Annotated in this window: 20 protein-coding genes; 4 read left to right on the forward strand and 16 right to left on the reverse strand. The window is 71.1% G+C overall.

The window, feature by feature from the left end:
• Positions 1 to 77: 77 nt before the first annotated feature.
• From BLQ62_RS14525 to lspA, 5 genes are all read right to left on the reverse strand, one after another.
• Complete coding sequence (locus tag BLQ62_RS14525; RefSeq protein WP_068568658.1) at positions 78 to 1,445, reverse strand: DUF1731 domain-containing protein; 1,368 nt, start codon at positions 1,443 to 1,445, stop codon at positions 78 to 80.
• A 100-nt stretch (positions 1,446 to 1,545) separates the two neighbouring features.
• On the reverse strand, positions 1,546 to 2,445 hold the full coding sequence (locus tag BLQ62_RS14530) for an ABC transporter substrate-binding protein (protein ID WP_082756907.1): 900 nt from the start codon (positions 2,443 to 2,445) through the stop codon (positions 1,546 to 1,548).
• Between the two features lie 43 nt (positions 2,446 to 2,488).
• On the reverse strand, positions 2,489 to 3,157 hold the full coding sequence (locus tag BLQ62_RS14535) for a hypothetical protein (RefSeq protein WP_068568659.1): 669 nt from the start codon (positions 3,155 to 3,157) through the stop codon (positions 2,489 to 2,491).
• Entirely contained in the window at positions 3,154 to 4,080 is a 927-nt protein-coding gene (locus tag BLQ62_RS14540) for an RluA family pseudouridine synthase (protein WP_068534066.1), read from the reverse strand. The genes BLQ62_RS14535 and BLQ62_RS14540 overlap by 4 nt, the downstream gene beginning before the upstream one ends.
• Positions 4,073 to 4,654 (reverse strand): signal peptidase II, encoded by a 582-nt coding sequence (lspA, locus tag BLQ62_RS14545; RefSeq protein WP_068568661.1) that lies wholly within the window; start codon positions 4,652 to 4,654, stop codon positions 4,073 to 4,075. The genes BLQ62_RS14540 and lspA overlap by 8 nt, the downstream gene beginning before the upstream one ends.
• Positions 4,655 to 4,681: 27 nt before the next feature.
• Between lspA and BLQ62_RS14550 the strand changes: the two genes are divergently transcribed.
• Positions 4,682 to 5,662 (forward strand): hypothetical protein, encoded by a 981-nt coding sequence (locus BLQ62_RS14550; RefSeq protein ID WP_139184211.1) that lies wholly within the window; start codon positions 4,682 to 4,684, stop codon positions 5,660 to 5,662.
• A 12-nt stretch (positions 5,663 to 5,674) separates the two neighbouring features.
• On the opposite strand, the gene BLQ62_RS14555 is transcribed toward BLQ62_RS14550, so the two are convergent.
• A complete protein-coding gene (locus BLQ62_RS14555) occupies positions 5,675 to 6,172 on the reverse strand; it encodes a WKL family lipoprotein (protein WP_133298537.1) in 498 nt (165 codons plus the stop codon).
• 102 nt (positions 6,173 to 6,274) lie between these two features.
• On the opposite strand from BLQ62_RS14555, the gene BLQ62_RS14560 reads away from it, so the two are divergent.
• Entirely contained in the window at positions 6,275 to 7,219 is a 945-nt protein-coding gene (locus BLQ62_RS14560; RefSeq protein WP_068568664.1) for an asparaginase, read from the forward strand.
• A gap of 3 nt (positions 7,220 to 7,222) precedes the next feature.
• On the opposite strand, the gene BLQ62_RS14565 is transcribed toward BLQ62_RS14560, so the two are convergent.
• Both BLQ62_RS14565 and BLQ62_RS14570 read right to left on the reverse strand, forming a co-directional pair.
• The gene (locus tag BLQ62_RS14565; RefSeq protein WP_068568666.1) at positions 7,223 to 8,359 is read right to left on the reverse strand and encodes a CaiB/BaiF CoA transferase family protein; all 1,137 of its coding nucleotides are present in this window, start codon (positions 8,357 to 8,359) and stop codon (positions 7,223 to 7,225) included.
• Positions 8,360 to 8,458: 99 nt separating this feature from the next.
• Positions 8,459 to 9,193, reverse strand: a complete 735-nt coding sequence (locus tag BLQ62_RS14570) for a DUF6891 domain-containing protein (RefSeq protein WP_133298538.1) — start codon at positions 9,191 to 9,193, stop codon at positions 8,459 to 8,461.
• A gap of 86 nt (positions 9,194 to 9,279) precedes the next feature.
• Here BLQ62_RS14570 and BLQ62_RS14575 point away from each other — a divergent pair, with 86 nt between their 5' ends.
• Entirely contained in the window at positions 9,280 to 9,678 is a 399-nt protein-coding gene (locus tag BLQ62_RS14575) for an SRPBCC family protein (protein WP_068568668.1), read from the forward strand.
• A gap of 106 nt (positions 9,679 to 9,784) precedes the next feature.
• The gene (locus BLQ62_RS14580) at positions 9,785 to 11,401 is read left to right on the forward strand and encodes an HNH endonuclease signature motif containing protein (RefSeq protein ID WP_068568670.1); all 1,617 of its coding nucleotides are present in this window, start codon (positions 9,785 to 9,787) and stop codon (positions 11,399 to 11,401) included.
• Between the two features lie 2 nt (positions 11,402 to 11,403).
• On the opposite strand, the gene BLQ62_RS14585 is transcribed toward BLQ62_RS14580, so the two are convergent.
• The 8 genes from BLQ62_RS14585 to BLQ62_RS14620 form a co-directional block, all read right to left on the reverse strand.
• Complete coding sequence (locus BLQ62_RS14585) at positions 11,404 to 12,741, reverse strand: DNA polymerase IV (RefSeq protein WP_068568928.1); 1,338 nt, start codon at positions 12,739 to 12,741, stop codon at positions 11,404 to 11,406.
• 44 nt (positions 12,742 to 12,785) lie between these two features.
• The gene (locus BLQ62_RS14590; protein ID WP_231857746.1) at positions 12,786 to 13,178 is read right to left on the reverse strand and encodes a PIN domain-containing protein; all 393 of its coding nucleotides are present in this window, start codon (positions 13,176 to 13,178) and stop codon (positions 12,786 to 12,788) included.
• Positions 13,175 to 13,426 (reverse strand): type II toxin-antitoxin system Phd/YefM family antitoxin, encoded by a 252-nt coding sequence (locus tag BLQ62_RS14595; RefSeq protein ID WP_068568674.1) that lies wholly within the window; start codon positions 13,424 to 13,426, stop codon positions 13,175 to 13,177. Before BLQ62_RS14595 ends, BLQ62_RS14590 begins: the two co-directional genes overlap by 4 nt.
• A gap of 51 nt (positions 13,427 to 13,477) precedes the next feature.
• Complete coding sequence (gene ileS, locus BLQ62_RS14600; RefSeq protein WP_068568929.1) at positions 13,478 to 16,594, reverse strand: isoleucine--tRNA ligase; 3,117 nt, start codon at positions 16,592 to 16,594, stop codon at positions 13,478 to 13,480.
• A 270-nt stretch (positions 16,595 to 16,864) separates the two neighbouring features.
• Entirely contained in the window at positions 16,865 to 17,470 is a 606-nt protein-coding gene (locus BLQ62_RS14605) for a hypothetical protein (RefSeq protein WP_068568676.1), read from the reverse strand.
• A 35-nt stretch (positions 17,471 to 17,505) separates the two neighbouring features.
• Entirely contained in the window at positions 17,506 to 18,333 is an 828-nt protein-coding gene (gene wag31 / locus BLQ62_RS14610) for a DivIVA-like cell division protein Wag31 (protein ID WP_068534087.1), read from the reverse strand.
• A gap of 163 nt (positions 18,334 to 18,496) precedes the next feature.
• On the reverse strand, positions 18,497 to 18,787 hold the full coding sequence (locus BLQ62_RS14615; RefSeq protein WP_068534089.1) for a YggT family protein: 291 nt from the start codon (positions 18,785 to 18,787) through the stop codon (positions 18,497 to 18,499).
• A gap of 22 nt (positions 18,788 to 18,809) precedes the next feature.
• Positions 18,810 to 19,484 (reverse strand): cell division protein SepF, encoded by a 675-nt coding sequence (locus BLQ62_RS14620; protein WP_068534091.1) that lies wholly within the window; start codon positions 19,482 to 19,484, stop codon positions 18,810 to 18,812.
• Between the last annotated feature and the right edge of the window lie 121 nt (positions 19,485 to 19,605).

Raw genomic sequence — 19,605 nt, forward strand, 5'->3', positions numbered from 1 at the left:
AGCGTACAGATGTGAGTGCCCACTCACAATTGATTTTCCGTTCGCCCGTGGCGAATCGGCCGATCCCGGGCGCGCCCTCAGCCGAGCAGGTCGTCCAGGGCCCCGTCGAGAGTCGGGTGCGCGAAGGCGAAGCCGGCGGCGGGCAGCACCGTCGACGTCGCATGGCGCCCGGTGAGACCGAGCGCGGGATCGCTGCGCATCCCGATCGCGCCGAGCGCGAGCAGCGGCGCGGGCGTCGGCGGGGCCGGCGGACGGTGCAGGTGGCGGCGCAGCGCGCGCATCAGGTCGGCGTTGCGCACGGGGTTCGGTGCGGCCGCGACGACCACCCCGTCGGGCAGGTCGACGCCCGGCTCGATCCCGAGCCCGGCCCGGACCACGGCGAGCCAGTCGTCGCGATGGATCCAGCTGAACCACTGCCGGCCGTCGCCCAGACTGCCGCCGAGGAAGGCCTTGGTGACGCCGACCATCTTCGCCATCGCGGGCGAGTCGGTGTCCAGCACGATCGAGGTGCGCAGGATCGTGCGATGGGCGGCCCCGGCGTCGCGGGCGGCCTCCTCCCACGGTCGCGCGACCCCGGTCATCTGCGGCAGCCCCGGCTCGGGCAGCGGGGTGTCCTCGGTGCACCACCGCTCCCCCGCGTCGCTCCAGATCGCCGTGGTGCTCGCCTGCACCCAGCGGCGGACGTCCTTGCCGCGGGCCGCCTCGACGAGGGCCCGGGTGGCGTCGACCCGGCTCGCGGTGAGGGCGGCGATGTTCGCCGCCGTGGGCCGGCAGTCCACGAGCTTGCCCGCGAGGTTGATCACCGCCGTGTTCGGGCCGTCGAGCACGGCCGCCCACGCGCCGACGGTGCGCCCGTCCCATGTGACCTGCGGGTAGGGCAGGTCGGCGCGGATCGAGCGGGTGAGGATCGTGACCGCGTGCCCGCGCCGGACCAGGTCCGCGGCCACCCGCCGGCCGAGCGCCCCGGTGCCGCCCGCGATGACGACGTGGAGCGGGTCCGCCGCGCGGGGCGGCCCGGCGAGCATGGAGAGACGCGCGAGGGAGGTGTCGGCATCGGCGGCGAACCGCCGGGCGACCATGCGGTCGAAGAGCGGGCCGGACGCCCCGTCCGAGCGCACGCTCTGCTCGACGACGGTGCCGCCCTCGGCCGGGCGCAGCGTCCAGCGCAGCACGGTCGTCCCGGCGGGTTCGTCCTGCGTGAGCGCGAGGGCGCGCTCCGGTGCGAACTCGGTGACCACGGCGGGCGCCGCGAATCGGCGGTGCACCCACGCCCCGCGCAGGTCCGGCACCCAGTCGAGGCGGGCGCCCAGGCCGACGGGGTCGCGCAGCGGGGCCTGCGTGACGAAGGGCTGCCAGCGCGGCAGGCGCTCCAGGTCGACGAGCACGTCCCACAGCGCACGCGCCGGGAGGGCGATGAATCCACTGCTGCGATGCACGGTTGCCATGCCTTCGACGCTAGTTCGCGATGACGCGGAATCACTCCGCGATCACGGAGAGCTTTCTCACATCGTGAGATCAATCTCCGTCGCCACCGATCCTGGGCCGTCAGCGCTGTTCGCGCAGGATTCTCTCGATGTCATCGAGAACCATGCCGCCGCCCTTCGGACCGACTCCGGAGACCCAGTAGGCGGTGTCCACGACGGACACCCGAGGGAACCAGGCGCGGTTGTCGCGGATCTCCACGGGGATCGAGGACGCGTCCCCCGGCTTCTGCGACGGGACGAAGACGTAGTCCGCCTGCGCCGTCGACAGGTTCTCCAAGGAGATGTCCGCTTGAATCCCGTCCGCCCAGTCCCGCGGAGGAATCGTGAAGCCCACGCACTGCAGGGCACTGCCGGCGAAGGACGTGGGGCCGTACAGGCTCAGTTGGGAGCTGCGCGGCCGAATGAACTGTGCCGTCTTCCCGGCGAGAGAGAACTCCGCCTTGATCGCGGCACACCGCGCGTTGTACTCGGCGAGCAGCTGGTCGACGTCAGCCCTCCGGTTCAGTGCGTCGCCGATCGCGCGTGCGTTGTCCTGCCACGGATCGGCCTGAGTCTTGATGTACACCGTCGGAGCGACCTTGCTCAGGCGCTCGTACAGCGCCGCGTGACGCGCCTCGGTGCCGAGGATGAGGTCGGGCTTGAGTGCCGCGATCTTCTCGATGTTCGGTTCAGGGACGGTGCCGACCGCGTCGACGCCGTCGACGCCGAGATAGGCGGGCATGGTCGTCACGTTGCTGGCGACGGCCGCGCCGACCGGCGTGATACCCAGGGCCACCGCGGTATCGAGCTCGAGCGGTTCCAGCGTCACGACGCGCTGCGGGTGCTGGACCACCTGGGTCGTGCCGCGCGCGTGCGTCACGCTCCGGGTCTCCGACGAGGCACTACCGTCCCCGCCGCCGCCGGAACAGCCACCGACCGCCAGCACCGCACCCACCAGGACAACCGCCCACTGCCGCTTCATCAGCTTAGGATAGCCTGCTCTACATTGCAAACGAGCGAGGACCTCACCGCGCGGGCACCGGGCGGTCGTCGGGCCCGGGGGTGGAGACGTCCCGGTACGACGGGAGCAGGGCGGAGACGCCGAAGCGCGCCCCCTCGCGGGGCAGCACCTGCACGGAACGCACGCCGGGACGCCCGGCGACGGAACGCAGGGCCTCGCCCGTGCCCCACACCACGACGCCGATCACCGCGGGCGCACCGGCGCGCAACCGGGACGCGGTCACCCGCGCGATCGCCGTACCCCGATCGCCGTCGGCCACGAGGCCGGGCATCGCCAGCGCCGCAAGCTCGTTCACGGCGCGCACTCCCTCCGCGCTCTGCCCCGGCGGCACCGTCGCGGTGGGGGTCGCGACGCCGGGGATGCGCACGCGGACCAGCACGCGGCCCACGCGGTCGAGGCCGGCGGCCCGGTCCCACACCTCGTCGGGCGTCCACTCCGCGACCGGGGAGACCAGTGCCCAGCGGCGCTCGGCCGCGGGCGCGGCGGCCAGCGAGTCCCGCGCCTGCGCGAGGTACTCGGCGACGGCCTGCCCCGACTGCGGGCCGAGCCGGTCACCGTCGGGGCGCGCGGACCGCGTCGGGGTCTCGGACCCGAGCCAGAAGGCGAGTCCGACCGCGACGACCAGCAGCGCGACCCAGCCCGCCGCCCCGCGGGCGCTCCCGGCGCGGCTCACGCGTCGCGCAGGACGTCCAGGGCGTGCTGCAGATCGTCGGGGTAGGGCGAGGTGAACTCCACGTACTCCCCCTTCGTGGGGTGCGTGAAGCCGAGCGTGCGGGCGTGCAACCACTGCCGGTCGAGGCCGAGCCGCTTGGCGAGCACCGGATCGGAGCCGTAGGTCTGATCGCCGCAGCAGGGATGGTGCAGGGCCGCGAAATGCACGCGGATCTGGTGCGTGCGTCCGGTCTCGAGGTGCACGTCGAGCAGCGTCGCGGCCTGGAAGGCCTCGATCGTGTCGTAGTGCGTGATCGACGGCTTGCCGTCCTTGGTGACCGCGAACTTCCAGTCGGAGCTGCGGTGCCGGCCGATCGGCGCGTCGATGGTGCCGGAGAGCGGATCCGGGTGGCCCTGCACCAGCGCGTGGTAGCGCTTGTCGACGGTGCGCTGCTTGAACGCCCGCTTGAGCACCGTGTAGGCGCGCTCGGAGACGGCGACGGCCATGACGCCGGAGGTGCCCACGTCGAGGCGGTGCACGATGCCCTGGCGTTCGGGTGCGCCCGAGGTGGAGATGCGGAAGCCCGCGGCGGCGAGGCCGCCGATCACCGTCGGGCCGGTCCAGCCGACGGAGGCGTGCGCGGCGACGCCCACGGGCTTGTCGACGACCACGATGTCGTCATCGGAGTAGAGCACGGTCATGCCCGGCACGGGCTCGGCCACGATCTCCAGCGGCCGGGCGGGTTCGGGCAGCGTCACGTCGAGCAGCGCGCCGGCGTGCAGCTTGTCGGACTTGCCGACCGCGACCCCGTCGAGCGTGACGGAGCCCTCGGCCGCCAGTTCGGAGACGACGGTCCGCGAGAGCCCGAGCAGGCGGGCGACGCCCGCATCCACCCGCAGGCCGTCGAGCCCGTCGGGGACGGGCATGGTGCGCGACTCACGCATCGGTCGCCTCCGATCCGGTGGTGCCGGCGGTCGTGGACTTCTCCGACGTGCGGGGGCGCTTCTCGCCGAAGCCCTCGTAGGGATCGCGCCCGAACAGCGTGAGCCCGACGAGCAGCACGGCGGCCACGCTGATCGCGCTGTCGGCGGTGTTGAACACGGGGAACCAGTCGCCCACGGAGAAGAAGTCGATGACGTGCCCGCGGAAGACGCCGGGCGCGCGGAAGATCCGATCGGCGAGGTTGCCGAGCGCGCCGCCGAGCACCAGGCCGAGGCCGAGTGCCCAGGGCAGCGAGGTCAGCTTGGAGCCCATCCGGACGATCCACGCCACCACGGCGACGGCGATCAGCGTGAGTACCCACGTGTAGCCGGTGGCCATGGAGAAGGCCGCGCCCGGGTTCTTCACGAAGTGGAGGCTGAACGGGCCGAGCACGTGGATCGTCTCCCCGTACGTCATGTGCCGGACGACCGTGGTCTTGGCCGCGAGGTCGATCAGGAAGACCACGACCGCGACCACCGCCAGGAGAATGCGCGGGTTCCGATACCAGCTCGGCCGTGCGGTTGCGGGGGAATCCATGACTCCATCATCCACTACGGTGGCGGTGTGCATGGCAAGCGGTTGCGGCTGGTCCCGGTGGTGGCGGTGTCGACGGTGGCGCTCGGCGCGGCCCTCGCGGGGTGCGGCGGGGGTGATTCGGGCGGCGCCGGTGCGTCGTCCTCGGCACCCGCGCGGCAGTCGGTGGCCGCCCCCGACCCGGCGGCGGGCTGCACCTCCGCACCGCCCGAGCTCCCCGGCCACGCGGTCACCGTCGACGTGCCGCAGGCGAAGGCGGTGCTGGATACGCCGGGCGCGGGCGCCGGGCGCGCGCTGACGATCCGCCCCACCGCCGTGGCGCAGTACTCACTGTTCACCAACTCGCTGCAGGTCTCCCAGGTGGCCGGCGAGCAGCCCACGGGCGGCAACCGCGACGTGACGCTGCCCTTCACCGCGCAGCCCACGTGCGCGGACCCGCTCAACGTCTACTTGTTCTTCGACGCCCCGCGCTCGACCGACACCGCCACCACCAAGGCTCTCGAGGTCGAAGCCGGTTCCGTTGCGCGCGTGCGGATGGCACCGAGCGGCGAGGTGCGCTCGTTCACGCTGGCGGCGCCCCCCGAGGTCTCCTCCGAGGCGCAGTCCGCATTCGAGCAGGCGCTGCTGCAGACCTTCCTGCGCCTGGTGCCGCTGCCCGCCGAGCCGGTCGCGCCGGGCGCCACGTGGACGGTGACGCGAGCGATCCGGGCCGACAGCACGCTGACGCAGACCATGCAGGTGACGCTGGCCGGCACCGTCGAACGGCCGGAACTCAAGGCGAAGGTGGACGAGTCGCCCGACGACTCCGTCTTCCGGGTCCCCGGCAGCGACAGCACCCTGACCATCGAGAGCTACACCTCGGAGGGCAACGGCACCGTCGAGATCGATCCCGCGCGCGCCTTCGGGCAGGGCGGTGTGCAGCTCGAGGGCGGGCGCACCCTGGTGGGCGACGATCCGGCGAAGAAGCTCACGCAGAAGACGGGCAGCGTCTACCGGTTCGGGCCGCGGTAGCCGCGCCGGGCGTCAGTGGCAGGAGGGCGAATCGCGCCCGACCTGCGTGATCATCTGGCAGGCGTAGGACTTCTGCAGCTTCCAGCGGCCGTCGTCGAAGGCCAGGGAGGCGTAGGCCAGCTGGTTCGTGCCGCCCATGAGCACCGAGAACTGGGCCTTGGCCAAGCCGGGCTGCTCGAGCACGGGGCGGCTGATGTTCCAGCTCACCTGCGGGTTGTCCTGTCGGAGTTTGACCAGTTCGTCGAACAGCGGTCCGTCGGCCGGGGTCGCGCCCTGGACCAGCTGGATCTTGTCCTCGAGCGGGACCTGCGGGTCGACCGCCCGGGTGAGCATCTCGTCGAGCTGCTGCGTGGAGGGCGCGCGGTCCGGCGTGGTCGACGGGGCCTCGGTGACCTGGATCGAGGCGGGCGACGGTGCGCTCGAGCGCGCCTCGCCACCGTCGGTGCCGCAGGCCGCGCAGGCCAGACCCACGAGCACCGCGGCAGGGGCCATGAGTACCCGTCCGCGCATCGTGAATCCACCTCCGTCCGGCCGCTGCTTCGCCGCCTCCACTATGCCAAACGCGGCGCGGTGCGCCACCCCGCCCCGCGACCGGCGTGCGATGCTGCTCGCATGCCAGAAGTGATCGTGCTCGCCACCGGCGGCACCATCGCCAGCCGTCACGACGATTCCGGTGCCGCGGTCCCCGCCGACGGCGGCGCCGACCTGCTCGCCGCCGCCGGCGGCGTGCAGGGAGTCACCGTGACGGTGCGCGATGTGACCGCCGTGGACTCCTCCGCACTGACGCTCGACCAGCTCGACGAGATCCGTGCCGCCGTCGCCGACGCCCTCGCCTCGCCCGACGTGGCCGGGGTCGTGGTGACGCACGGCACCGACACGATGGAGGAGACCTCGCTGCTGGTGGACCTCAGCCACGCCGACCCGCGGCCCGTGGTCTTCACCGGCGCGCAGCACCCCGCGGACTCCCCCACCGCCGACGGGCCCGCCAACCTCGCGGAGGCGATCGCGGTAGCGGCGGATCCCGCCCACCGCGGGCTGGGGGTGCTGCTGTCGTTCGCCGGACAGGTGCAGACGGTGCGCGGCCTGGCGAAGGTCTCGACCACCGCGCCGCAGCCCTTCGCGGGCGGCCTGCCGGTGGCGGAGCTGCGCGGCACCGCGCCGCACCGCCTACTCACCAAGGCGGCACCGATCGCGGACGTCCGGGTGGACGTGGTGGCCTCCTATCCGGGCGCCGATGGTGCGCTCGTCGACGCCGCGGTGGCCGCCGGCGCGCGCGGGATCGTGCTCGCGGGCACCGGGAGCGGCAACACCACCGTCGCGCTGGCGGACGCCGTGCGCCGGGCGATCGACGCCGGCGTGGTGGTGGTCGTGTCGACCCGGATCGCGGCGGGCGCCGTGGACGCCGCGTACGGCGGGGGCGGCGGCGCGGCCGATCTGGTCTCGGCCGGTGCGCTGCTGTCGCGCCGGCTGCGGCCCGGGCAGGCCCGGATCGTGCTGCTCGCGCTGCTGGCGGCGGGTGTGGGCCCGCGGTGGATCGGCGCCTACCTGGGGCGGTAGGGCTCAGTCCTGCGCCAGTTCCGCCCGCACCGCGTCGGTGTGCTCGCCGAGGGCCGGCGGGCGCCGGTAGTCGGTGATGGGCGTGCGGGAGAAGCGGATCGGGTTGCGCACCTGGTCGATCGCGCCCTCCCCGACGGGCACGCGCGGAGCCAGGCCGAGGCGCTCGGCGAGCGCGAAGCCCGAGCCGATGTCGCCGACGGTGCCGGCCGGGACGCCGGCCCCGGTGAGGCGATCCGCCCACGTCTGCGCCGTCTCCTCGGCGAGGGCGCCCTCGAGCAGGCGGACCAGTTCGGCGCGGTTGCGGACGCGCTCGGGGTTGGTCGCGAACCTCGGGTCCGCGTCGAGGCCGGTCAGGCCGACGGTGGCGGCGAGTCGCGCGAACTGGCCGTCGTTGCCGCAGGCCACGGCGAGCAGCCCGTCACGACAGCGCAACGTCTCGTACGGCGCGATCGACGGGTGGGTGTTGCCGAGGCGCGACGGTGCCTCGCCGGTCGCGAGGAAGGTGGCGCCCTGGTTGGCGAGCGAACCCAGCAGGGACGACAGGAGATTGACCTCGACGCGCTGTCCGCGGCCCGACCGTTCCCGCTCGTAGAGTGCGGCGAGCACGCCGGCGACCGCGTCCTTGGCGGTCAGGACATCGACGAGGGCGACGCCCGCCTTCATCGGGTCGCCCTCGGGTTCGCCGGTGATGCTCATCAGGCCGCCGACGGCCTGGACCAGGAAGTCGTAGCCGGGGAGTGCGGCGCCCTCCCCCGAGCCGAATCCGGTGATGGAGCAGTGGATCAGCCGTGGGTTCAGTTCCGCGAGTTCGGCGGCGCCGAAGCCCTTCGCGTCGAGCGCACCGGTGCGGAAGTTCTCGACGAGCACGTCGGCGCGCGCGATCAGGGCCCGGGCTGCGGCACGGTCGTCCGGATCATCGAGGTCGAATTCCACGCTGCGCTTGGACCGGTTGGCCGACTCGAAGTAGGCGCTGGTCCGCGCGGTCCACGGCGGGCCCCAGCGGCGCGTGTCATCACCCGCGCCGGGGCGCTCGACCTTGATCACGTCGGCCCCGAGGTCCGCGAGCATCACCGTGACCAGTGGCCCCGCCAGCACGCGGCTGAGGTCCGCGACCACAATCCCGTCGAGTATCGGCGCCACTGTCGTCCTCCCGTCGTCGCGACCCGAGTGCGTATTCGCCCCGGATTGTGCCGCGCGGGTCCGACGGGCCGAGCGGCGCCCCTCCGCGCCGCCCGCCGATCAGAGCCGAAAGCCGAAGCCCCGTCGGCGCGGTTCGATGGTCGGTCCAGGCTCGGCCGCATCACGGTCATCCGGAAGCGGCCTGCGCCAGTCCATCCCGACGACCTGGATTCGCGTGCCGGTATCGCCGTCCCAGTCGTACCGCAGGCCCTGCGCATCGAGCGCCGAGGTGATCGCCGCGGCGAGATCGTCGAAGGTGCGCTCGTAGAGCTCGGACATCCGGGCATCGTCGCCGTGGGCGCTCGCGAGTTCAGCGGGGTCGATCGACGGCGACGGGCCGAAGGATCCGTAGCCGAGGTAGACGGACGCCTCCGCATACGCCAGGGTCTCGGCGTCCTGCTGGGTGAAGAAGACGTAGCCCCATTCGTCCGTGCGGTCGTCGCCGATCTCGGCGTCGGCGCAGGTTCGGCAGCAGGTGAAGTTGTGCCGCACCAGGATTCCTTGTGTCGCGATGGCCTCGCATGCGGCGTCGAACCGCACCCAATCCCCGTCGCCCTCCGATCGATCGAGATGCGCCTGATAGTTCGTGCGTGCGGCACGCACGGCGTCCCGCGCCTCCGCGCGGGTGGCCCCGGCGGTCTCGAGCACCTCCGCGACCCGCGCCGCCGTGAAGTAGCCCGGGTAGACGAGGAGCGAGGCTGCCCGGACCATGTCGTCGGGCAGCTTCCGCACCAACGTCCCGTCCCTCAACCGCTCCGGCACCTGACTGTTCTGCTGTGTGAATCGACTCCCCATTCGTGCACCATAACGGATACCGAGTTTCCCTTGCATGATTCAGGACCGCTCTCGACGCGCACCGCGACCACCGGTAGCGTGGCGACATGGCCGAGGAATCCCGCCACATCGGCGTCGTGATCCCCCGCCCCGCGGCGGAGGTGTACGAGTACGCCCGCGATCCGGCGAACCTCGTCCAGTGGGCCGCCGGGCTGGCGACCGGCCTGCGGGTGGACGGCGAGGACCTGATCACCGATTCACCGATGGGGCAGGTGCGGGTGCGATTCGCTCCGGACAACGACTTCGGCGTGCTGGACCACGACGTGACGCTGCCCGACGGCACCGTCGTCAACAATCCGCTACGGGTACTCGTCCACCCCGAGGGCGCCGAGATCCTGTTCACCGTGCGACGACTCGGCGCGAGCGACACCGACTTCGACCGGGATTGCGCGACAGTTCTCGCCGACCTGGAGCGCCTGCGCGGACTGCTGTCCGAAGGCCACTGAGCCCACCTGCCCGCCATCAGACGCCTCTCACCTTATCGAATGTCTTGTCGATTTGATCTAGAAAAAGGTCGAACATCGAGATAGAATTGATCCAAGGAGGGACGCCATGGATACCGCTACCTGCACTGCAGCGGAGTATCTCGACGCACTCACCTCGTTCGAACAGGCAGCCGAAAGGCTCGCGCAGGCCGACCCGGTCATGCTGGATTCGCAGGACGTACTGGCTGCGCTGGAGCGCCTGGAGGCCGCCGCTCGGAAGGCGCCGTACAGCCAGCATCTGCTCACTCAGGTCGCCGTAGAGCAGGGTCTACCGGCGCAGCTGGGCTACACCGGGATGAAGGAACTGCTGGTGCAGCGGCTGCGGCTCGCCGGTGGTGAGGCCCGTGATCGCATCCACGGGGCGCGGGACCGCGCGCCGCAGCACGGACACGGCCTCAATCCGGAGCCCCGCTACGCACTGACCGCCGCAGCGCAGCGCGACGGCACGATCTCGGACCGGCACGCCCTCGCGATCGAGAGCGTCTTCGCGAAGTGCCGCAGGAAGATCCGACCCGATCAGGTAGCCGTCCTCGAAGACGTGCTGGTCACCGCCGCCGCGGACGTCACGCCCGAGGATCTCGCCGTCATCGGCGCCCGCGCCTTGGCACATCTCGATCCCGATGGGGCCGAACCGGATTCCGATACGATCGCCCGCGCCCGCGGGCTCAGCGTGGGCCGGCAGGACGACGATCTGATGAGCCCGTTCGCCGGTGACCTCTCCCCCGAGGGGCGTGCGCTCCTGGACACGATCCTGGAGAAGCTCGCGCGGCCGGGGGTGAACAATCCTGCGGATGCGGACGATCCCGTGGACCTCACCGATCAGGACGCTGTCACGGCGGCGGCGAAGCGCGATCACCGCACCACTGTGCAGCGCAATCACGACGCATTGGTCACCGCGTTGCGGATCGCGATCGCCTCCGGCGAGCTCGGGCAGCATCGCGGCCTGCCGTGCGTGCCGATCATCACGCTCGGCATCGATCAGTTGGAAACCGAGACGGGCATCGCCACCACCGCGACCGGCGGGCGGCTGCCCGTGGAGGACGCGCTGCGGATGATGGGCGCGAACCCGAAGTACGTCCTGGTTCTCGACCTCGCCTCGCGCCCGCTGTTCCTGGGTCGGGAGAAGCGGCTCGCCTCCGCCGATCAGCGGATCGCGCTGTACGGGTCCGAGAAGGGCTGCACGGCAACCGGATGCGACGCCCCGGCCACGCGCTGCCAAGTGCACCACATCACCGAGTGGGCCGACGGCGGCGCCACGGACATCACCTGTCTCACTCTCGCCTGCGACGCCCACCACGGGAAGGTGGTACCCACGACCGGTGACTTCCCGCGGGGCTGGGAGACGATCACGGTCCGTCAGGGCGAGTACGCCGGCCGCACCGGATGGCGCCGCACGGCCGATACGACCCACGAGCACCGGGTGAACCACAAGCACCACACCGACGAGCTCTATCGCCGCGCCCTCGAACGCTGGAACGCCCGCATCGCGGAGCTCCGGAACCTCTGGCGCGCGGAAGAACTGCGGGTGCGGTACCGGGAGTGCGTCGGTTCCATCCACGACGACATCGCCGCGATCCTCGACGGTCCGCACGGTCCACCGACCCTCGAAGCCCTTCTCTCCGAACACGACGATGACGAGCCGTGGAACTGGGACATGCCCGCCGACCTCAGGGCCGCGGCATGAGCTCAGTCGTCCTCATCGTCGGTCCGCAGGTGCTCGGCGGGCCAGTCGAGGGAGTCGAGCGGGTCGGCCTCGCGGAGGTCGGGGGCGTCGACCTTGAAGCTGCGCATGCGCCCCGGACCGGAAGTGCGGGTCTCGAACCGCACGCTGAGCACGCCGTGCCCGGCGCCCTGCACCCAGCCGTGGCCGAACTCGGGGTGCAGCACGTCCATACCGGGTCGCCACCCGACCACCGCGTTCGCCTCGCTCGCGTCGGGCTCGGGAGCGGTGGCGTCATCGGCCTCGGAAACAGCAGTGGCCGTGTCGCTCTCGTCCCCGAAGAGCGTGAACTGCTCGACGCTGCTCAGCCCCGAGAAGCCCACCCCGACGAGCCGGAGGCCGCCGATCTCCATGGGGTCGAGCGCGAGCCGCTGGGCCGTCGCGGTGAGCACGGCACCGTCGGTGGTGGCGGACGGGAGCGTCGCGGACCGGGTGAGCAGGGACATGTCGGACCGCTTGAGCTTGAGCACGACGGTCCGCGCCCCGCGCCCGTCACGACGCAGCCTCCGCAGGGCGTGCTCGGCGCTCCGATCGATCTCGCGGCGCAGCGCGGTCATCGTGGTCACGTCCGTCTCGAGGGTGTGCTCGGCGCTGATCGACTTCGCCTCGCCGTTCACCGCCACGGGCCGGTCGTCCTCGCCGCGAGCGAGCCGGTGCAGCGCCGGCCCCAGGGTGACGCCGAGGACCGAGACCACCTCGACCTCGCTCATCGCCGCGAACTGCCCGATGGTGTCGATCCCCAACCGAGACAATCGCTCCCCCGCCACCGGGCCGATGCCCCAGAGTTTGCGCACGGGCAGGGGGTAGAGCAGCGACTCCTGCGCGGCGGGCGGGATGACGGACACCCCGTCGGGCTTGGCGAGCCCGGACGCGATCTTCGCGGCCTGCTTCCCCGCCCCCGCGCCGACAGAGGCGACGAGCCCCGTCTCGGCCATGATCCGCGCGCGCAGCTCCTCCGCGAAGGCGATCACCTCGGCCGTGGAGGCCCCGGCGAGCTCGGCCGGCTCGCCGAAGGCCTCGTCGAAGGACAGCGTCTCCACCACGGGGATGAGCTCGCGGACGGCACCGAACACCCGGCGGCTGATGGTGCCGTACAGCGCGCCCCGCGGCGGGAGCACCACGGCGCTCGCGCCGACGAGCCTGCGCGCCTGGTGCATCGGCATCGCCGAGCGCGCGCCGAAGACCCGTGCCTCGTACGAGCAGCCCGCGACCACGCCGCGCCCGCCGAGCCCGCCCACCAGCACGGGACGCCCGCGCAGCGTGGGTCGGGTCAGCTGCTCACAGGACGCGAAGAAGGCGTCCATGTCGAAGTGCAGGACCCATCGGGCGCTGCGATCGTCGGACACGACTAGACCGCGACGACGCGGACGAGATCGTCGAGGCCCGCGAAGTCGTCCGGGTTGCGCGTGTAGACGTCGAGCCCGTGCGCGTGGGCGGTCGCGGCGATCAGCAGGTCGGCGAGCCGACGGCGAGGCGTTCGCCCGCGACGGGACACCGCCGCGGCGATCAACCCGTAGCTCGCGGCGGCCGCCGCGTCGAACGGGATCGGCTCGTACACCGCGGTCACCTCCTGCAGTCGCAGTTGCCGCCGCGCGGCTTCCATCGGATCCGACGTCAGGTGCGGTGCGGCGGCGAGCTCCGCCGCCGTGATGGCGGCGATCGCGGTGATCTCCGGCATCAGATCGATGACTTCCGGCACGGCGATGAGCACAGAGGCGTCGAGCAGGCCCGGTGCGGTCACCACGGCTCCTGGTCGGCCAGGGCATCCACATCAGCACGGAACGCCTCGGCGTCGATGTGCACGCCCGCTCCGAGCGCGTTCCGCAGATCCGCTCGGCGGACGAACATGCGCCGACCCACGGGCACCGGGCGCAGCTCGGCGACCGGGGTCCCGTTGCGGGTCACCACGAAGGTTTCCCCCGCCTCAACGGACTTCATCACCGCCGCGTTGTCGTTGCGCAGCTCGCGTTGCGCGATCACTCGAGCCATGAGCCCACTGTAGCGTTGATCGCTACAGTGGGCTACACGGTTCAATCCGGCTCAGGCGCGGGTGAGGCGGGCCCGGACCCCGTCACCGAGCTCGACGGCGTCCACGTCCTTCTCGAGCGGCGCGAACTCGAGCGAGGTGGCCAGCACCTCGCCCGCGATCAGCTCGCGATGCGCCTGCGCGGCAGCCAGATTCTCGGCGGGCACGTCGAGCACGAGGGAGATCCGGTCGCTCACGTCGAGGCCCGCGGAGCGCCGCGCCTCCTGCAGCTCCCGGATGCGGTCCTTCGCCCAGCCCTCGGCCTCGAGCTCGGCGTCGACCGAGAGATCGAGCACGACGAGGCCGGCACCGTCGGGCAGCTCCGCGGTGGAGTCGGGGGCCGCGGCGACCAGCTTGCGGGTGTACTCGCCGTCCTGCAGCGCGATGCCCGCGGCGACGACGGCACCGTCGACCAGCTCGTAGTCCCCGGACTTCACGGCCTTGATCACCGTCTGCACGTCCTTGCCCAGGCGCGGGCCGGCGGCGCGCGCGTTGACCGCGATCTCGACGCGGCCGTACTGATCGGCGTCGCCCGAGACCTGCACGTCGCGCACGTTCACCTCGTCGGCGATGATCGACGCGAACGGCGCGAGCTTCTCCGCACCGGGCCCGGCCACGGTCAGCGTGTGCAGCGGCAGCCGCACGCGCAGCTTGTTCGCCTTGCGGACCGACGAGGCGACCGAGCAGACGTCGCGGACCTCGTCCATCGCCGCGACCAACTCGGGATCGGCCGGGAGCTCGGACGCCGACGGCCAGTCGGTCAGGTGCACCGAATCGCCGCCCGTGAGGCCGCGCCACATCGCCTCGGTGGCCATCGGGAGCAGCGGCGCCGCGAGCCGGCAGGTGGTCTCCAGCACGGTGTAGAGCGTGTCGAAGGCCCCCGTGTCGGCGCCCTCCCAGAACCGCGAGCGCGACCGGCGCACGTACCAGTTGGTCAGTGCGTCGACGAACAGGCGCAGCTCCTCGCACGCGTCGGCGATGTTGCAGGCGTCCAGCGCCTCCGTCATGGCGTCGCGGGTCTGCGCCAGCTTCGCGAGGATGTACCGGTCCAGCACGTCCTCGGAATCCGTCCGCCACGTCGCCGGCCGCTCCGCGTACAGCTGCAGGAACGAGTAGGCGTTCCACAGCGGCAGCAGCGTCTGCCGCACACCGTCGCGGATGCCCTGCTCGGTGACCACGAGATTGCCGCCGCGCAGGATCGGCGACGCCATGAGGAACCAGCGCATGGCGTCGGAACCGTCGCGGTTGAACACCTCGTTGACGTCCGGGTAGTTCCGCTTCGACTTCGACATCTTGAGTCCGTCGTGGCCGAGCACGATGCCGTGCGCCGCGACCGTGCGGAAGGCGGCGCTGTCGAACAGCGCCGTCGCGAGCACGTGCAGGTTGTAGAACCAGCCCTTGGTCTGCCCGTTGTACTCGACGATGAAGTCGCCCGGGAAGTGCGTGTCGAACCAGTCCCGGTTCTCGAACGGGTAGTGCACCTGCGCGAAGGGCATCGAGCCCGACTCGAACCAGCAGTCCAGCACCTCGGGAACGCGGCGCATCGTCGAGTTCCCGGTCGGGTCGTCCGGGTTCGGCCGGGTCAGCTCGTCGATGTACGGGCGGTGCAGGTTGGTCGGGCGCACGCCGAAGTCGCGCTCCAGCTCGTCCAGCGAGCCGTACACGTCCACGCGCGGGTACGCGGGATCGTCGGACACCCACACCGGGATGGGGGCGCCCCAGTACCGGTTGCGGCTGATGTTCCAGTCGCGCGCGCCCTCGACCCACTTGCCGAACTGGCCGTCGCGGATGTGCGCGGGGTTCCAGGTGATGTCCTGGTTCAGCTCCAGCATGCGCGGGATGATCTTGGTGACCTCGACGAACCACGAGGGTACGGCCATGTAGATCAGCGGCTGACCCGAGCGCCACGAGTGCGGGTAGCTGTGCTCGATGGTCTCGTGCCGCAGCAGCCGGCCCTTGGCCTTGAGGTCCTTGGCGATGACGGGGTTCGCGTCGAAGACCTGCAGCCCCTCGTACGGCGGGACCGCGGAGGTGAACTTGCCGCCCGGGTCGAGCGGCTGCACGACCTCGATGCCGTACTTGCCGGTGGCGAGGTCCATGTCCTCCTCACCGAACGCGGGCGCGAGGTGCACCACGCCGGTACCGGAATCGGTCGTCACGTAGTCGGCGAGCAGCGTCACGTGCGCCTTCGGGTGTCCGGCGAAGAAGTCGAACGGCGGCTCGTACGCGGCGAACTCCAGCTCGCGGCCCTTGTAGCGCCCCTTGACCTCCGGCTCCTCGCCGAGCTCGCGGGCGTACACGCCCAGGCGCGCCTCCGCCAGCAGGTAGTCCTTGCCGTCCGCGCCGATGACGTGCACGTAGTCCAGATCGGGATGCACGGCGATCGCGAGGTTCGAGGGCAGCGTCCACGGCGTGGTGGTCCAGATCAGGGCCTCGACACCGTCGAGCGCCTCGAGCGGAGTGCCCTTGGTGCGCAACGGCATCCCGACGGTGACCGCCGGGTCCTGCCGCATCTTGTAGGCGTCGTCGAGCTTGGACTCCTGGTTCGACAGGGGCGTCTGCTCGTACCAGGAGTACGGCAGCACGCGGTAGCCCTGGTAGATCAGGCCCTTCTCGTGCAGGGTCTTGAACGCCCACATGACGGACTCCATGAAGTCCAGGTCGAGCGTCTTGTAGTCGTTGTCGAAGTCCACCCAGCGGGCCTGGCGGGTGACGTACTGGCGCCACTCCTCCGTGTACCGCAGCACCGACGTGCGGCAGTAGTCGTTGAACTTCTCCACGCCCATGGTCTCGATCTCGGACTTGTCCTTGATCCCCAGCTGGCGCTCGGCCTCGAGCTCGGCGGGCAGGCCGTGGGTGTCCCACCCGAAGCGGCGGTCCACCTTCTTGCCGCGCATCGTCTGGTAGCGCGGGACGAGGTCCTTGACGTAGCCGGTGAGCAGGTGGCCGTAGTGGGGCAGGCCGTTGGCGAAGGGCGGACCGTCGTAGAAGACGAACTCCTCGGCCTCCGCGCGGTTCGCGATCGTCTTGCGGAACGTGTCGTTCTCGGCCCAGTAGGCGAGCACCCGCTCCTCGAGATCGGGGAACGACGGGGTGCCCGTCTTCGCGGGGCTCGCATCGTCGCGGGTCATGTCGACCAGCGGATAGGGGCGCTTGTCACTCACGGTGGGCTCCTCGTGCCGTTACTACCAGCACGGGGACGATTCCCGGCCCTGTAGCCGGTGACCGCGGTACCACCCCGCTTGCGCCGCACGGGCGGCGCCTCTTTCTCGAAGGCTGTGACGGGCCCACCCGTCCGGTTCTAGTCCGGCCCCGCGAACGGGAACCGTTTCTTCCGGATGCTCCCCGGTGATGGCCGGATCAACGCAGTGCTAGCACCAACAATAGCGCTCGGTGCAACGTCATTTCCCGTCGGGATGTTCCGATCCCGACTCCGGCTCCTGCGGCGGGGTCCATTCCGAACCCCACGCCTGATCGATCCGGATCTGCGGGATCTGATCGGTCATGTCCGGGTCGTACTTGCCCGGGGCGAACAGGCCACGGGTGGCCTCGTCGTCGGTGTCGGCGGGCGATTCGTGCTCCCAGCCCGTCGGGCCGCCCAGCGGCCCCAGCACGAACTGGGTCGTGGGGCGGGCGTCGTCGTCCTCCGCCGGGGCGTCGTGACGACCGAACTCCTCGTGCCCGACGGTGCCGGCCTCGCGAGCGGCGTCGTCGAGCTCCTCCGGATCGCTCTCGGGCTGCGCCGCCGGCGCAGCGGCGGCGGTTGCCGCGTCACCTTCGTCCCGATCGTCGTCCGATCGGTCCCCCGGGCTCCACGCGCGGCCACGCTCGGCGTCGGCCTTGTCGCGGTCACCGCGGCGATAGGTGAGAACGTCGCCGAGGAGCAGGCCCACGCCCACCACCGAGACCACGACGCAGGCGATCGCGAGCCAGAGATTGGCCGTGACCAGGGCGACGATCAACAGGATGAACCCGATGATCGTCGCCCCCAGTGCGGCTAGCAGCATGACAACTCCGCCCTAGTACCGGCAGGTACCAGCGCCTACTTGTACTGCTGGTTGCCGCCGGCGGCGTTGCCGGGATCGTTGAAGTCGCCACCGCGACCCTGGCCGTGATCGACCGGAGCGGCGCTGCGCAGCGACTGCAGCTCCTCGAGCTGCCCCTCGAGGTAGGTCTTGAGGCGGGTGCGGTACTCGCGCTCGTAGGTCTTGAGCTGCTCGATCCGACCCTCCAGCACCGTGCGCTGCTGGTTGATGGTGGTCATGATCTCGGTGTGCTTCGTCTCGGCCTCGGCCTGCAGAGCGTCGGAGCGCTCCTGCGCCTGGCGCAGCTGGTTCTCCGAGCGGGTCTGGGCATCGGCGAGCAGCGCATCGGAGCGCTGGCGGGCGTCGGCCACCATGGCCTCGGCCTTCTGCCGGGCGTCGGTGACCATGGCCTCCGACTGGGCGCGCGCATCCGCGACCAGCTTCTCGGCCTCGGAGCGCGAGTTGCTCGTGAGGCGGTCGGCGGTCTCCTGCGCGAGGCCGAGCACCTTGGCGGCGCGCACGTGCGCCTCCTCGGTGGTGGCCGGCGCCGCGGCAGCGGCGGCCGGAGCCGGCTCGGCGACGGCCGGCGCGTTCGGCGTCGGCGACGCGAAGGCGACGGTGCTGTCGGCCGACGGCTGCTCGCCGCCACCGGCGCGGGCCTCACCGAGCTCGCGCTCGAGCTCGGCGTTGCGCTGCTGCAGATCGTTGTTCTCGTCGATCAGCCGAGCGAGCTCGGTCTCGACCAGATCGAGGAACTGATCCACCTCGTCCTCGTTGTAGCCGCGCTTTCCGATAGGCGGCTTGCTGAACGCCACGTTCCGCACGTCGGCGGGTGTCAGCTTCATAGGTCGTTTCCCCTCAATTCGGCTGCTCGACAGATCTCAAGTCACTCGGACCAACACTGTAACTAGTGCACATCCTGTCACACCAGACCCGTTTGTTCCTCATCACCCAACAATCACGCAATGAAATGTCCGGTTCCTGCACGCGTCGCGCCGGCGACCGAGGCTAGACGGCCAGCCCCGCGACGATCCGCTGCGCGACCGCGACCAGCAGAAACAGCACGATGAACGACAGATCCAGCCGGATCGGTCCGAGCTGCGGCGAAGGCAACACCTTCCGGAGAGCCTTGAGCGGAGGATCCGTGACGGTGAACACTGCTTCGAGAATCACGGCCACGATCCCCGAGGGGAACCACTCGCGCGCGAAGGACTTCACCACCTCGACCACGAGCCGGACGATCAGAAGGAACCAGAAGATCGAGAGCAGTGTGTAGACGACGACCCAGAATGCTTGCACCGGTACAGTCTGCCCGAATTCGTCAGCGGTTGTAGAAGCCGGTCTCCGCGATGCGGGCCCGGTCCTCCTCCGTCACGTCGACATCGGCCGTGGCCAGCATGAACACCTTGGTGGTGATCCGGTCGAAGGAGCCGTGCAGCGCGAACGTCAGGCCCGCGGCGAAGTCGACGAGACGCTTGGCGTCGGCGTTGTCCATCGCGGTGAGGTCCATGATCACCGGGATGCCCTCGCGGAAGCGCTCACCGATCGTGCGCGCCTCCTCGTACGAGGTGGGACGCAGGGTGGTGATGCGCGACATCGGGTTCTCCTGGCTCAGCACGTCGGCACGGGTGTCCATCGCCAGCGCGCCACGGGTGGACGGGGCGACCGACCGCGAGGCGTCCCGCAGCGGCTCCAGGCGCGGCAGCGAGGGCCGGGCGGGCTCGCGGTAGCCGCGGTCGTACCGGTCGTCGTAGCCGGCGCCACGAGCGGCGTAGCCGTCGTCGTAGGCGGGCTGGTACGCGTCGTACTCGTCGGCGAGGCGGCCGTCGTAGGCGTAGCCGCGGTCACCGCGGTAGTCCGCGCGGTAGTCGTCGAAGTCGTCGTCGAGGCTGCGGCGCCCGCGCGGCTGCGGGACGCCCTCGTCGACGTATCCGTCGTCGTAGGCGTCCAGCGGAACCATCCCGAAGTACGCCTTGACCTTGTGCAGAGTGCTCATCTTTGCCCTTCCTCGGCGCCTGCATGGGCTGGTGTGACGGTTGTGACTGTCGTTATGGAAGTGAGATTAGTGGGCGTGGCGCGCGAAACGCGGTTCCGACACGCGCACGAATCCCATCGAT

Origin of the sequence: Tsukamurella pulmonis (assembly GCF_900103175.1) — a bacterium.
Lineage (GTDB): Bacteria > Actinomycetota > Actinomycetes > Mycobacteriales > Mycobacteriaceae > Tsukamurella > Tsukamurella pulmonis.

Bases quoted from the DNA above. Each gene is read 5' to 3' on its own strand.
- wag31 (WP_068534087.1), bottom strand. From the start codon at position 18,333: ATGAAGCTGACACCCGCCGACGTGCGGAACGTGGCGTTCAGCAAGCCG.
- ileS (WP_068568929.1), bottom strand. From the start codon at position 16,594: ATGACCCGCGACGATGCGAGCCCCGCGAAGACGGGCACCCCGTCGTTC.
- BLQ62_RS14555 (WP_133298537.1), bottom strand. From the start codon at position 6,172: ATGCGCGGACGGGTACTCATGGCCCCTGCCGCGGTGCTCGTGGGTCTG.
- lspA (WP_068568661.1), bottom strand. From the start codon at position 4,654: ATGGATTCCCCCGCAACCGCACGGCCGAGCTGGTATCGGAACCCGCGC.
- BLQ62_RS14570 (WP_133298538.1), bottom strand. From the start codon at position 9,193: ATGGGGAGTCGATTCACACAGCAGAACAGTCAGGTGCCGGAGCGGTTG.
- BLQ62_RS14540 (WP_068534066.1), bottom strand. From the start codon at position 4,080: ATGCGTGAGTCGCGCACCATGCCCGTCCCCGACGGGCTCGACGGCCTG.
- BLQ62_RS14585 (WP_068568928.1), bottom strand. From the start codon at position 12,741: ATGGACGCCTTCTTCGCGTCCTGTGAGCAGCTGACCCGACCCACGCTG.
- BLQ62_RS14605 (WP_068568676.1), bottom strand. From the start codon at position 17,470: ATGCTGCTAGCCGCACTGGGGGCGACGATCATCGGGTTCATCCTGTTG.
- BLQ62_RS14575 (WP_068568668.1), top strand. From the start codon at position 9,280: ATGGCCGAGGAATCCCGCCACATCGGCGTCGTGATCCCCCGCCCCGCG.
- BLQ62_RS14560 (WP_068568664.1), top strand. From the start codon at position 6,275: ATGCCAGAAGTGATCGTGCTCGCCACCGGCGGCACCATCGCCAGCCGT.
- BLQ62_RS14595 (WP_068568674.1), bottom strand. From the start codon at position 13,426: ATGGCTCGAGTGATCGCGCAACGCGAGCTGCGCAACGACAACGCGGCG.
- BLQ62_RS14525 (WP_068568658.1), bottom strand. From the start codon at position 1,445: ATGGCAACCGTGCATCGCAGCAGTGGATTCATCGCCCTCCCGGCGCGT.
- BLQ62_RS14530 (WP_082756907.1), bottom strand. From the start codon at position 2,445: ATGAAGCGGCAGTGGGCGGTTGTCCTGGTGGGTGCGGTGCTGGCGGTC.
- BLQ62_RS14580 (WP_068568670.1), top strand. From the start codon at position 9,785: ATGGATACCGCTACCTGCACTGCAGCGGAGTATCTCGACGCACTCACC.
- BLQ62_RS14620 (WP_068534091.1), bottom strand. From the start codon at position 19,484: ATGAGCACTCTGCACAAGGTCAAGGCGTACTTCGGGATGGTTCCGCTG.